12 protein-coding genes are annotated in these 13,156 nt (G+C 63.8%); 7 read left to right on the top strand and 5 right to left on the bottom strand.

Translation table 11 applies throughout. From position 1 onward, the window contains the following. Positions 1-31 precede the first annotated feature (31 nt). Positions 32-724 carry a leucyl/phenylalanyl-tRNA--protein transferase gene (gene aat, locus AWY79_RS13000; protein ID WP_066804705.1) on the top strand — a complete coding sequence of 231 codons (693 nt, stop codon included), beginning with the start codon at positions 32-34 and terminating at the stop codon, positions 722-724. A gap of 4 nt (positions 725-728) precedes the next feature. Here the strand turns inward: aat and AWY79_RS12995 are convergent, their stop codons facing one another. Continuing rightward, a complete protein-coding gene (locus AWY79_RS12995; RefSeq protein WP_066804702.1) occupies positions 729-1,184 on the bottom strand; it encodes a hypothetical protein in 456 nt (151 codons plus the stop codon). Positions 1,185-1,268: 84 nt separating this feature from the next. Between AWY79_RS12995 and uvrB the strand changes: the two genes are divergently transcribed. The 4 genes from uvrB to dapB are packed head-to-tail and all read left to right on the top strand — an operon-like array spanning position 1,269 to position 7,204. Beyond that, positions 1,269-3,272: an excinuclease ABC subunit UvrB gene (uvrB, locus tag AWY79_RS12990; protein WP_066804694.1), complete on the top strand. Its 2,004-nt coding sequence runs from the start codon at positions 1,269-1,271 to the stop codon at positions 3,270-3,272. Positions 3,273-3,275: 3 nt separating this feature from the next. Continuing rightward, positions 3,276-4,310, top strand: coding sequence for a potassium channel family protein (locus AWY79_RS12985; RefSeq protein WP_066804690.1), 1,035 nt, complete (start codon positions 3,276-3,278; stop codon positions 4,308-4,310). A gap of 22 nt (positions 4,311-4,332) precedes the next feature. Continuing rightward, positions 4,333-6,387 carry an NAD-dependent DNA ligase LigA gene (gene ligA / locus AWY79_RS12980; protein ID WP_066804687.1) on the top strand — a complete coding sequence of 685 codons (2,055 nt, stop codon included), beginning with the start codon at positions 4,333-4,335 and terminating at the stop codon, positions 6,385-6,387. A gap of 37 nt (positions 6,388-6,424) precedes the next feature. Further along, on the top strand, positions 6,425-7,204 hold the full coding sequence (gene dapB / locus AWY79_RS12975) for a 4-hydroxy-tetrahydrodipicolinate reductase (RefSeq protein ID WP_066804686.1): 780 nt from the start codon (positions 6,425-6,427) through the stop codon (positions 7,202-7,204). Positions 7,205-7,578: 374 nt separating this feature from the next. On the opposite strand, the gene cls is transcribed toward dapB, so the two are convergent. Next, complete coding sequence (gene cls / locus AWY79_RS12970) at positions 7,579-9,027, bottom strand: cardiolipin synthase (RefSeq protein WP_078063773.1); 1,449 nt, start codon at positions 9,025-9,027, stop codon at positions 7,579-7,581. A 95-nt stretch (positions 9,028-9,122) separates the two neighbouring features. Here cls and AWY79_RS12965 point away from each other — a divergent pair, with 95 nt between their 5' ends. Next, positions 9,123-10,475, top strand: a complete 1,353-nt coding sequence (locus tag AWY79_RS12965; protein WP_066804684.1) for an MATE family efflux transporter — start codon at positions 9,123-9,125, stop codon at positions 10,473-10,475. 66 nt (positions 10,476-10,541) lie between these two features. Here AWY79_RS12965 and AWY79_RS12960 read toward each other — a convergent pair whose 3' ends face one another. Together AWY79_RS12960 and AWY79_RS12955 are read right to left on the bottom strand one after the other, a co-directional pair. Further along, positions 10,542-10,886, bottom strand: a complete 345-nt coding sequence (locus AWY79_RS12960) for an Hpt domain-containing protein (protein WP_066804681.1) — start codon at positions 10,884-10,886, stop codon at positions 10,542-10,544. A gap of 106 nt (positions 10,887-10,992) precedes the next feature. Then, a complete protein-coding gene (locus tag AWY79_RS12955) occupies positions 10,993-11,601 on the bottom strand; it encodes a CPBP family intramembrane glutamic endopeptidase (RefSeq protein ID WP_233490923.1) in 609 nt (202 codons plus the stop codon). 338 nt (positions 11,602-11,939) lie between these two features. Between AWY79_RS12955 and AWY79_RS12950 the strand changes: the two genes are divergently transcribed. Further along, complete coding sequence (locus AWY79_RS12950) at positions 11,940-12,635, top strand: substrate-binding periplasmic protein (RefSeq protein ID WP_133987359.1); 696 nt, start codon at positions 11,940-11,942, stop codon at positions 12,633-12,635. 73 nt (positions 12,636-12,708) lie between these two features. Here the strand turns inward: AWY79_RS12950 and AWY79_RS12945 are convergent, their stop codons facing one another. Next, entirely contained in the window at positions 12,709-13,140 is a 432-nt protein-coding gene (locus AWY79_RS12945) for an ACT domain-containing protein (RefSeq protein ID WP_066804671.1), read from the bottom strand. Positions 13,141-13,156 lie beyond the last annotated feature (16 nt).

The following is a 13,156-nucleotide window of genomic DNA, read 5'->3' as shown; positions in this document are numbered from 1 at the left end:
GCGGCCCGGCCGCCCCTTCGCCGTATCCCCCATGACCATCTACCGCCTGTTCGAAGAGCCCGTCTTTCCCGACCCGGAAGAAGCCGATCCCGACGGGCTGCTCGCCGTGGGCGGCGACCTCTGCCCCGAGCGGCTGCTCACGGCCTATTCGAACGGCATCTTTCCCTGGTACGCCGAGAACTCACCGATCCTGTGGTGGTCCACCAATCCCCGGCTGGCGCTGGTCCCGGAGGAGCTGCACGTGCCGCGCAGCCTGCGCCGGGTGCTGAACAAGGGGACCTTCTCCTTCACCATGGACACCCGGTTCGAGGCGGTCATCCGGCGCTGCGCCTTCTGCCCCCGGCCGGAGCAGGAGGGCACCTGGATCGTGGACGACATGATCCAGGCGTACATCCTGCTGCACCGGCTGGGCTACGCGCACAGCGTGGAGGCGTGGCGGGACGGGGACCTGGTGGGCGGGTTGTACGGCGTGTCCCTTGGCTCGATCTTCTATGGGGAGTCCATGTTCTACCACGTGCCGGACGCGTCCAAGGCGGCGTTCGCCGTGTTCGTGGAACAGGTCCGCAAGTGGGGATTCACCCTCATCGACTGCCAGCAGACCACGCGGCACCTCCTGCGCTTCGGGGCGCGGGAGTTCCAGCGGTTCCGGTTCCTGCACCTGATCCGCGAGGGCATGAAGACGCCCACCCGCGAGGGGAAGTGGCGGTTCGACGGCCAGCCGTGAGCGGCTATTCCTCGTCCGTCAGGGGCGGGTGCAGGCTCAGGTCATAGTAGCCCATGAGCGGGAACTCAAGGGGATAGCTCGGGATTTTCTCGAACTCGATGAAGCCCGCGTCCTTGCCCGGCTGGATCTCGGTGAACCCGGCCAGACCCTCGGGAACCGGGAAGGAGAGCGGGTTGGAGGCGATGGCCGTAAGCCTTGTGGAATACTGCTCTTTCAGGTAATTGACGATGAGGTCGCGTTCCGCCGCCGTAAAGGATTCCAGGATCACCGAGCGGCTGCCCGAACCGGACCGGACCAGGGCGGCGAAATCCGTGTCCGCCTCTTCGTCCGGGGTCCAGCGGGAGCGGAAGAGGTGAACGTCCACGTCGCGCCTGCCCTTGAAGCTCCTGATGACCATGGACAGGGAAAAGGCGCGTTCACAGGGCAGCGGGGAAGCAGGGGCGTTGATGGCGATTTCCATTGGCTTACTCCGGGTCGCGGTTGCGGTCTTTTCTTGATCTTTACTTGTTTTGCCGGGCTATCTCAAGCCCATGGTTGAGCGTACATGCCGGAATTCAGACTCGTCAGCGAATACACCCTCAAGGGGGACCAGCCCCAGGCCGTGGCCGAGCTCACCGCCGGACTCTCCGCCGGGGTGCGCGATCAGGTCCTGCTCGGCGCCACCGGCACGGGCAAGACCTTCACCATGGCCAACGTGGTCGCGCAGCTCAACCGCCCGGCCCTGGTCCTGGCCCCGAACAAGACCCTGGCCGCACAGCTCTACACCGAGTTCCGGGGGTTGTTCCCGGACAATGCGGTGGAATATTTCGTCAGTTATTACGACTATTACCAGCCGGAAGCCTACCTGCCGCACTCGGACGTCTACATCGAGAAGGATTCGTCCATCAACGACGACATCGACAAGCTGCGCCACGCGGCCACCCACGCGCTGCTGACCCGCAAGGACGTGCTCATCGTGGCCTCGGTCTCCTGCATCTACGGCCTCGGCTCGCCGGAGTTCTACGCCAAGATGGTCATCCCGGTGGAGGAGGGCCAGACCCTGGCCATGGAGTCCCTGCTCGGCAGGCTGGTGGAAATCCATTACGAGCGCAACGACTACGATTTCCATCGCGGCACCTTCCGGGTGCGCGGCGACGTGGTCGAGATCATTCCGGCCTACAGCCGCGAGAAGGCGCTGCGCATCGAATTCTTCGGCGACGAGATCGACTCCATCTCCGAGACCGATCCCCTGACCGGCGAGGTCAAGGACCGGCTGCGCAAGACGGTCATCTATCCCGGCTCCCACTTCGTGTCCGACCGCGACAACCTTGACCGGGCCGTGAGCGACATCCGCGACGAGCTGCAGCACCGGCTGGCCTACCTCAAGCGCAATAACAAGCTGGTCGAGGCCCAGCGGCTGGAGCAGCGCACCCAGTACGACCTGGAGACCATCGAGGAGCTGGGCTACTGTAACGGCATCGAGAACTACTCGCGCCACCTGGACGGGCGCGTGGAGGGCCAGCCGCCGTCGACCCTGCTCGACTATTTCCCCGACGACTTCATTCTCTTCGTGGACGAATCGCACATCGCGCTGCCCCAGGTGGGCGGCATGTACCGGGGCGACCGTTCGCGCAAGACCACCCTGGTGGACTTCGGCTTCCGGCTGCCCTCGGCCCTGGACAACAGGCCGCTGAACTACGAGGAGTTCCAGGAGCGCGTGCTCCAGGCGGTCTACGTCTCGGCCACCCCCGGCCCCCTGGAGCTGGACCTGGCCCAGGGCGTGGTGGTGGAGCAGATCATCCGGCCCACCGGCCTGGTGGACCCGCAGATAGAGGTCCGAAAAACCAAGGGCCAGATTGACGATTTGCTGGCGGAGTGTAAGAAAAGGCAGGCAAGGGACGAGCGGGTCCTGGTGACCACGCTGACCAAGCGCATGGCCGAGGACCTGAACGACTACCTGAACCAGATGGGCGTCCAGGCCAAGTACCTGCATTCGGACATCGACACCCTGGAGCGCATGGCCATCATCCAGGCGCTGCGTGCGGGCGAATTCTTCGTCCTGGTGGGCATCAACCTGCTGCGCGAGGGGCTCGATATCCCGGAGGTCTCCCTGGTGGCCATCCTGGACGGCGACAAGGAGGGATTCCTGCGCTCCGCGCGGTCGCTCATCCAGACCTTCGGCCGGGCGGCCCGGAACTCGGAAGGGCGGGTTATTCTCTACGCCGACAAGGTCACGGATTCCATGGCCGCGGCCATGGACGAGACCGAGCGCAGGCGCGCCAGGCAGCAGGAATACAACCTGGAGCACGGCATCACGCCGGAAACCATCCGCAAGAAGGTGGACAACCTCTTCGGGGAGCTGGGCCGGGGCGCGCCGGGGACCGGGAACGTGGCCCTGGCCGCAGAGGAGGGCGAGGACTACTCGCTCGATCCCAAGGCGCTGAACAAGACCGTCAAGCGGTTGGAGCGCGAGATGCGCGAGGCCGCCAAGGAACTGGAATTCGAGCGGGCGGCGGAACTTCGGGACCGCATCGCCCGGTTGCGCGAGCGAATGCTGGAGCTGGGGTAAGGAATGAAAGGGAATTTCCATCGACGGATGTTGCGGCTGCGCGCCAGGCTGGGCTCCTTCTGGAGCATCCTGCTGGGCGTGAGCTACCTGTGCGTGATCTTCCTGCTCGGGATCGGTTTCTACATGGTCTACGAGCATTGGGACCTGGCCAGTTCCTTCTACATGGTGGTCATCACCCTCTCCACCGTGGGATTCATGGAAGTGAACCAGCTTTCGCCGGAGGGGCGTGTCTTCACGGCCGTCCTGATCATGCTCGGCGTGGGCGGTTTCGTGTACATCGCGGGTGCGTTCGCCCAGGTGCTCATAGACGGGCGTCTGCAAATCATGTGGGGTAAGCACAGAATGATGAAGATGATCGAGAAGCTGAGAAACCATTTCATCGTCTGCGGCCACGGCCGTATCGGCAGCATCGTGGTGCAGGAGATCATGGCCGAGGGCCACGACGTGGTGGTCATCGAGAACGACTCCGCACTCATCGACAAGATGGAGCAGGACGGCATTTTGTGTATCGAGGGCGACGCCACCAGCGACCAGGTGCTCCTGTCCGCCGGGCTGCTGCACGCCAAGTCCCTGATCTCCGCCGTGACCAGCGAGCTGGCCAACGTCTACGTCACCCTGACCGCCCGGCAGCTCAACCCCAAGATCGACATCGTGGCCCGCGCCGGGGACAAGTCGCACATCTCGCGCCTGGAGCGGGCGGGAGCGAACAGGGTGGTCCTGCCGCACTTCATCGGCGGCCTGCGCATGGCCCAGAACGTCCTGCGCCCCACGGTGACCAACTTTCTCGAACTGGCGGTGCGCGGCAACATCGACCTCCAGATGGAGGAGCTGCTGGTCTCTCCCGAGTCCGAGCTGGTGAACAAGGACCTCATCGAATCCAAGATCCGGGCCAACTACAATCTCATCGTCATCGCCATCCAGAAGGAATCCGGGGAGATGGTCTTCAATCCCGGCCCCAAGGAAGTCATCCAGGCCAACGACACCCTGCTGGCCGTGGGCATGAAGAAGAATCTGGCTGAACTCAAAGAAATTTTGTAATAATATCAGGTAGACGGAGCGTATGGTCCCCTTGAGCGTCAAAGAACGCGCGGCATTGCTGCGCGAAAAAATCGAGTATCACAACCACCGTTACTACGTCCTGGACGATCCGGAGATTTCGGACGCCGAGTACGACGTCCTGTTCCGCGAGCTGGCGGCCCTGGAGGCCGAGCACCCGGAGCTGGACGACCCCAACTCGCCCACCAGGCGGGTGGGCGGCGAGCCCGCCGCCGGGTTCGCCACCTACGAGCACGCCCTGCGCATGTACTCCCTGGACAACGGCATGAACGTGGACGAGTGGCGCGCCTTTGCCGAAAGGGTGGCCAAGGGGCTCGGCACCGGCGACGTCGCCTACTGGACCGACCCCAAGATGGACGGGCTGGCCCTGGAGGTCATCTACGAGAACGGGCGGTTCGTGCGCGCGGCCACGCGCGGCGACGGCATGGTCGGCGAGGACGTGACCCACAACATGCGCACGGTCATGAACCTGCCCCTGACCCTGCGCGGCGGGACCGTTCCGCAGCTCCTGGAGGTGCGCGGCGAGGTGGTCATGGCCAACAAGGATTTCGCGGCCCTCAACGAGCGTCAGCGGGAGAAGGGCGAGAAGGTCTTCGCCAATCCGCGCAACGCCGCGGCCGGGTCCATCCGCCAGCTCGACCCCAAGGTGGCCGCCTCGCGCCCCCTGCGGTTCCTGGCCTACGGGGTGGGGAGGGTGCAATGGGCCGACCAGGCCGAGAACTGGCCCACCCAGCAACGGCTCATGGAAGGGCTGCGCACGCTCGGCTTCGCCATTCCGCCCGAGGTCCGGCTCTGCCAATCCGCCGCCGAGGTAGCCGACTATTTCCTGGAACTGATGGAACGCCGCGCCACGCTGCCCTTCGAGATCGACGGGGTGGTGGCCAAGGTCAACGACCGCGAGATGCAGGACGCGCTGGGCTACACCTCCCGGGCGCCGCGCTGGGCTCTGGCGCTCAAGTTCCCGGCCCACCAGACCAAGACCCGGCTGCACGACATCCGCATCCAGGTGGGACGCACCGGCGTGCTCACCCCGGTGGCCGAGCTGGACCCGGTTGAGCTGGCCGGGGTGGTCGTCTCCAACGCCACGCTGCACAACAAGGGGTACATCGCCGAGCGCGACTTCCGCATCGGGGACACGGTCCTCATCCAGCGCGCGGGCGACGTCATCCCCCAGGTGCTGTCCGTGGACCTGGAGCAGCGTCCGGCAGACGCCGCGCCCTTTGTCTTTCCCATGACCTGCCCGGTCTGCGAAAGCCCGGCCGTGGAGGACGGGGAGCGGGTGGTCTGCACCAACCCGGCCTGTCCGGCCAAGACCGTGCAGCGGCTCATCCACTTCGTGTCCAAGGCGGGGCTGGACATGGAGGGCGTGGGCAAGCAGTGGGTCCGCAAGCTGGCCGAGGACGGGGTCCTGAACACTCCGGCGGACCTCTTCACCCTGGACAAGACCGACCTGCTCAAATACGAGCGCATGGGTGACAAGTCCGCGGAAAACTTCGTCAAGGCAATCAGGAAAGCCAAGGAGACGGCCCCGCTGTGGCGGCTCGTCGCCGGACTCGGCATCCGCCACATCGGCGAGCAGGCCGCGCGCGCCCTGGCCGCCCGGTTCGAGGACCTGGACGCGCTCTTCGCCGCGACCATCGAGGACCTGACCGCCCTGGACGGCATCGGCGGGATCATGGCCGAGTCGGTCCTGGACTTCAAAGTGGATGAGGGCAATCGGGCCATGGTCGAGAAATTCAAGAACGTCGGCCTCTGGCCCAAGGGCGGATCGCCGGAAGCACAACCCTCCGGGGACGCGCCGCTGGCCGGAAAGACATTCCTGTTCACCGGGACCCTGCCCGTGAAGCGGGACGAGGCCCATGCCATGGTCGAGGCCAACGGCGGCATGCCGGTCAAGACCATCTCCAAAAAGGTGGATTACCTGGTGGCCGGGGAAAAGGCCGGGTCCAAGGTGGCCAAGGCCCAAACCCTCGGAGTGGAAGTCATTGACTACGACGGGTTCCTGGCATTACTCCAGGGCAAGACCGAGACAAAGCCGAAGTCCCTGCTGGACTTCTAGACATACCAACTTTTCAACACGTTACAAGGAGCGTCTCATGACTGTGGACATCGTCATCCTCGGGGCCAAGGGCCGCATGGGGAACATGCTGGTCAACCAGACCCTGGCCGACGAGGGGCTGAACCTGGTGGGCGCGTGCGAGCGCAAGGGCAATGCGGACGGCATGCACTACGAGGACTGCGAAATTTCCGATTGCCTGGAAGACCTGCTGCCCAAGGTGCCGGGCGCGGTGATCATCGACTTCACTGCCCCGGAATCCTCCGTGGCCATGGCCAAGATCGCCGCCAAGAACGGCAACCCGGCGGTCATCGGGACCACCGGCCTCAACCCGGATCAGCAGGCCGAGCTGGCCGAGTCCGCCAAACAGGTGCCCCTCTTCTGGGCGCCGAACATGTCCGTGGGCATCAACGTGCTGCTCAAGATCATGCCCATGCTCGTCCACGCCCTGGGCGAAAATTACGACATGGAAATCGTCGAGACCCATCACAAGATGAAAAAGGACTCGCCCAGCGGCACCGCCCTCAAACTCGCCCAGGTCCTGGCCGAGGCGCGCGGCTGGATATACGACGACGTCAAGAAGCACTGCCGCGACGGCATCATCGGCGAGCGCCCCAAAAACGAGATCGGCGTCCAGACCCTGCGCGGCGGCGACGTGGTCGGCGAACACACCATGTTCTTCTTCGGCCCGGGCGAACGCATCGAGGTCACCCACCGCGCCCACTCGCGCGAAACCTTTGCCGCCGGTGCCCTGCGCGCCGCCAAATGGCTCGCCAACCAAAAGCCCGGCAAACTTTACAACATGGCCGATATCTTCTAGTCGCCTGTGCTGAGACCAAATACAAAGGGTGGCGCATCCTGCGGATGCGCCACCCTTTTTTTGCCTCCGGCGGCCAGGGGGGAAGGGGAAGAGGGAAACCCTTTGAGAAAAGGGTTTCCCTCTTCCCCTTCCCCCCTGGACCCCCCAACCCCATCTCCCTTCCGAAACTTTTTGGGTCGCTGCGCGAGGTTTGTGGGGGATGGGAAGACGTGCTTCTTGTCGTTTGTTCTTATTGATTAATCGGGCACGCTCTCCGGCGCTCGTACGGACCTGCCGAAGGCACACGAAAAGTTTGGAAGGGGGGAGTCCAGAGGGGGGAAACTTTTTCAAAAGTTTCCCCCCTCTGGCCGCCGGAGGCATTTCTTCCCCCGGCATTACAAAATGGGTGACAGGAGGCGGGCGAAGCGGATGACGGTTTGGTAGACGAGGTTCTTGCGGTCGTATTCGTCGGGTTCGGTTTCCACGCAGTGATCGAAGTCGGTGAGGAACATCTGTTCGATTTCCCGGCAGAAGGTCTTGTCTTCGGCGATCATGGTCAGTTCGAAATTGAGCCGGAAGGAGCGGTTGTCGAGGTTGGCGGTGCCCACGCCCGCGAGCCTGTCGTCGGACAGGAAGACCTTCTGGTGCAGGAATCCGTCGTCGTAGCGGAAGACGCGCACGCCGGGCAGGGCGAGTTCCTTGAGGCAGGAGAACCCGGCCAGGTAGACCAGCAGGTGGTCCGGTTTCATGGGCAGCATGAGGCGCACGTCCACGCCGCGCATGGCGGCCATCTGGAGCGCTTTCATGACCGAGCTGTCCGGCACGAAATAGGGGCTGGCGATCCAGAACCGGTCGCGTGCGGATTCGATGGCCTGGATGAACATGAGCGAGCAGTTCTCCAGGGCGTCTTCGGGGCCGGTGGGCAGGGCGATCAACTCCACGTCGCCGCAGGCGTCGGGCATGGACAGGTCGATATCTGGGATGGTGCTCGTGGCCCAGTACCAGTCCTTGCCGAAGCAGACCTGGACCTGGAGCAGGGCCGGGCCGCAGATGCGGATGTGGGTATCGCGCCAGCCGCCGTAGCCGTTGTCCTTGCCGCCCAGGTATTCGTCGCCCACGTTGTGGCCGCCCACGAACCCGACGCGGCCGTCCACGACCACGATCTTGCGGTGGTTGCGGAAATTGAGCTGGAACCGGTTGCCCGGCCCCTTGGTGGTGTGGAAGGGGTGGGCCTCGATGCCCGCGTCCTCCAGGGCTTTCCAGTAGGCGGCCGGGGTATGGTAGCTGCCCACCTCGTCGTAGAGGAGCCTGATGCGGACGCCCTGCGCCGCCTTGCGGATGAGCAGTTCCTTCAGCCGGTTGCCCAGTCCGTCGTCGTGGATGATGTAGAACTGGATGAGGATGTACTTTTCCGCCGTCTCGATGGCCTGGAAGATGGCTTGGAAGGTGGGTTCGCCGTTGATCAGCAGCTTCACGTCGTTGCCGCCCTGGAACGGTGCCCGGGCCAGGGTCTCGAAGAGGGTCCGGGGGGCGTGGGGGCTTTTGCGATCGTGCAGCGGACGCACCGGCGGCACCGAGTGCCGGTCGCCGATGAGCCGGGCGAATTCCTCGCGGCCCGCGCGCATGGCCTCGACGTAGCCGTTGAACTTGGATTTGCCGAATATCCAGTAGAGCGGGAGGGAGAACAGGGGGAAGGTGACCAGGGAGATGGCCCAGGCGATGGCCCCCTGCGGGGTGCGCGTCTCCCGGACCGCGATGATGGCGGTGATGATGCCCGTGATCTCCATGGCGGTGTAGAAGAGGCTGGCCAGGCCGAGCAGAAGGGAAGTTTCCAGGTTCTCCATGGGGTTGAGATAGCAGAATATGACGGGAATTGGAAAGCATCTCTTGTCATTGCGCCCCCATTGTGTTCAGGAATTCCTTGTCAGGAGGATACGCCGTGCGGGATCAAGCCGTCGGGCCGTTGAAACAGCATCCCTTTCTCGGGAAACCCAACCGGACCCTTGTGGGCATGGCGGTCCCGGTCCTGTTCTCCCTGGTGGCCGAGCCGCTGACCGGCCTGGCCGACACCGCCTTCGTGGCCCGGCTGCCCGGTTCCGAGCCGGTGGCGGCGCTGGGCGTGGGCACGGTCGCCTTCACGTCCATCTTCTGGGCGTTCACCTTTCTCGGCATCGGCACCCAGACCGAAGTGGCCCACGCAGAGGGCGGGAACGACCACGAGCGCGCGGTCAAGTTGGTCTCCCTGGCCTGTTTCCTGGCCGGTTGCATCGGGGTGGCCATCATGTTCGCGTCCATCGGCTTCCTCGCGCCCATTGCCGGGCTGTTCGGGGCCGAGGGGCAGGTCAACGATCTGGCCTGCGACTACATGTATTATCGGTTGCTCGGCGCGCCCGCGGTGCTGGTCACCCTGGCCTGTTTCGGCGGGTTGCGCGGGGTCCAGGACATGCGCACCCCCCTGTACGTGGCCGTGGGCGTCAACGTGGTCAACGTGTTTCTCGACTGGGCGTTGATCTTTGGCAATCCGCTGGTCGCGCCCATGGGCGTGGCGGGCGCGGCCATCGCCAGCACGATCAGCCAGTGGATCGGCGCGGTCTGGTGCCTGGAGGCGGTGCGCCGTTCCCTGGGGTTGACCTGGCGCATGCGCGGCGCGGGGTTGGCCCGGCTGATGCGCGTGGGCGGGGATCTGTTCGTGCGCACGGGCGCGGTGCTGGTCTTCCTGGCCCTGTGCACCCGCGTCGCCAACCGGTTCGGCTCGGACCAGGGCGCGGCCTTTCAGGCCATCCGCCAGTTCTTCATCTTTTCGGCCCTGTTCCTGGACGCCTTCGCCATCACCGGCCAGTCGCTGGTGGGCTGGTTTTTGGGGGCGGGCGATCGGGCCAACGCCCGCCGCGTGGCCAGTGCCGTGTGCTGGTGGAGCTTCGGCACGGGCGTGGCTTTATGCGTGCTCATGCTGCTCGGTTCGGACGTGGTGGCCTGGCTGCTGGTGCCGCCCTCGGCCCACGCCGTGTTCGGGCCTGGCTGGATCGTGGTCGCCCTGAGCCAGCCCATAGGGTCCCTGTCCTTTGCCACGGACGGCATCCATTGGGGGGCCGGCGACTTCGGCTATTTGCGCAACGTCATGCTGGCGGCATCCATCGTGGCCGGGGCGTGCGTGCTGGCCGTGGAACTGTACCATCCTCCGCAGGTGCTGGTCTTCATCTGGCTGGCCACGGCCCTGTGGACCTTCATCCGCGCCGGATTCGGCCTGGTCCGCATCTGGCCCGGGGTGGGCCGCGCCCCGCTCAATCCCTAGTCTCACGAGCGCAAAAAAAGCCCCCCGGACCGCCGGAGGGCTTGCATGCGTACCGATCGCGCCGGTCTAGTGTTCGGCCAGGTATTTGAACATGAAGGCATAGGCGCGGCGAATCTCCAGCTCAAGCTTGTCCATGAGCTCCGCCGCCTTTTCCAGATCGCCCGCCTTGGAGGCGTTTTCCATCTCCAGGCAGCAGGCGCGCACCCGCTCCACGCCGATGGTGGCGGCCCCGCCCTTGAGGGAGTGGACCAGATGCCGCAACCGTTCCTGGTCGCGGTCGTTCAGCGCGTTGCGGATGTCCTGAATCCGTTTGGGCTCCTGCGAGATGAACACGGTGAACATCCGCTTCATGAACGGACGGCGCTTTGCCATGGATTCCAAAAACTTGCTGTCTACTACTTCGCTTTCCATCAGGACACCGCCTTGGTCTTCGGCTAGGGATTCAGCCGAGCATGGGAGAGTATAAGCCGCTGTCCGTCTTTGGGCAACCCGTTTGCAGGGAAAAGAGGGGTCTTCGTCAGGCCGGATGGTAGAAAAAGCGACCCAACCCCACTGTGAAGACGATGCACCCGTAGGCCGCGTGCTCCAGCGCGGCCAGGGTCAGGGAGCCGGTGTCGCGGTAGGTCCGCGTGAAGACGTACCCTGCCGGGATGGTCAGCACCACGGCCACCGGGTTCCCGAACACGACGTGCAGGAAGGCGAAGCTCAGGACGCTGGCCAGGGTCAGGGCGGCGGGCGTGCGCAGGATGGGAGGATAGCGCGCGAACAGGAAAGCCCGGTAGAGGAGTTCCTGGGGCAGGGCGGACAGGATGGGGTAGAGCCCCATCACCGCCAGCCAGAGCAGAGGGCGCGACCGGGGAAAGGCGAACAGCTCGGATGGGGTGAGAACGGCCACCGCGGCCACGGAAAAGGCGGTCACGGCAAGACAACGGAGAATTATTGGCCGAATGTAGGGCTTGATTTCTCTGAATTGGATGAAAACAGCTGATTTCGGCAGATTTTTTGTCTTGATGAGATAGGCGAGGGCCACGCCGGAAACCGTCAGGAGCAGGGGGATTTTCGGCAGCGGCAGCCACCCGATGGCGTAGCAGAGCGGAATGACACCGAACAGGACCGCAAATTCCATCCATAGGCGTATTTGGACCATTATTCATGTATACGCGAGGGTTCCGGCCGGGTCCATCGGGATGCGGCGTTGTCTTGCAATCGTAACAAGCGTGTTCCGGTTTTGTTTTAAACAACGATTCCGGATAACCGCGTTCGTTTCCGGAGAGTTGTTAAGAAGCTGTTGATAACGACGGAAAATCCTGCTTATTGCTATTTTCCAGGCTGCGGTTTTTCAGTATTGAAAGGAAATTACCTATTGTTTCAAAAGGGTTGTGGATAGGAGTATATTTGAATATATCGTTAAGAAATATAATTGGTTGCGCACTGCTTCTTGTGGTTGTCGTCCTGGGAGCGACCTTGTCGGTCGGAGCCGGTGATTCGATTACCTTCGCCTTGTTCACGCGGGGTTGGCCGCCGTTCGAGATGGTCGTGGAAGGTGAGCCCCAGGGCGCGGCCCTGGACATATTCCGGGCCTCCATGCCCGACGGGGTGGAGCCCGTGGTGAGCATGAAGCCTGCGGCCCGCAGCGCCCTCCGCGAGCGGGGCGATACCCTGTACACCCGGCTGGAATGCATCGACTGGATGGACGACGCGGAAAATTTCCTGTGGAGCGAGCCGGTGATGACCCTTGAGACCGTGCTTTATTCCACCAGCGCGCATCCCGTGGAGTACAGGGGCGAGAGCTCCCTGTACGGCCTGACCATCGGTTGCATCAAGGGGTTCAACTATCCCGAGGTTGAAACGCTCTTCGAGTCGGGCAAGGCCAACCGCTACAACGTCAACAGCGATCTGGTGCTGCTCAGGATGCTCAAGGCCGGGCGGGTGGACGTAGCCTTGTTCGACAGGGCCACGGTGAACTGGCTCATCCGCAACTCGATCGAGCTGCGCCCGGAGGATTATCACGTCGCAGCCGACCCCCTGGGCCGTTCGCAGTTGCGTTTCGCCTTCAGCAAGAGCCCGGAGATGATCCCGCTGCTCAAGTCGATCAACGAGCGGATCCGGGTGAACCGGGAGCAGGGTGTCTACGACCGGATCATGGAGCAGTACCGCTAGGTCCGTTTCGAGCGCGAAAAAAGGGTGGGGGCCATGGCCTCCACCCTTTTTGTTTGCGCGGGGTATCGTCCGGTTACATGCAGCAGAGCTTGTCGCCGGGGATGATGGTGATGTTGTTCTTCTGGAGGAGTTCGATGCCCTGGTCGGTGCGGTCGAAGCGGAAGATCAGCACGGCGGAGTCGCCGGACTGCTGCACGAAGGCGTACATGTATTCCACGTTGATGCCCGCTTCCTGGAGCATGCCCAGGATGGCGTTCAGGCCGCCGGGCTGGTCATTGACCTCAACGGCCACCACCGAGGTGCGGCCCACGGTGAAGCCCGCTTCCTTGAGCTTGTCCTTGGCCTTGTCGAAGTCGGACACGATCAGGCGCAGGATGCCGAAGTCCGAGGTGTCGGCCAGGGACAGGGCACGAATGTTCACGCCCGCTTCGGACAGGATGCGGGTGACTTCGGCCAGGCGACCGGCCCGGTTTTCCAGAAATATGGAGAGTTGATCGGCTTTCATGGTGTTCTCCTTGGTG

Source organism: Pseudodesulfovibrio indicus (assembly GCF_001563225.1).
Lineage (GTDB): Bacteria > Desulfobacterota > Desulfovibrionia > Desulfovibrionales > Desulfovibrionaceae > Pseudodesulfovibrio > Pseudodesulfovibrio indicus.
The sequence above is the reverse complement of the archived record's forward strand: the minus strand, read 5'-3'. Positions and strand labels throughout refer to the sequence as shown.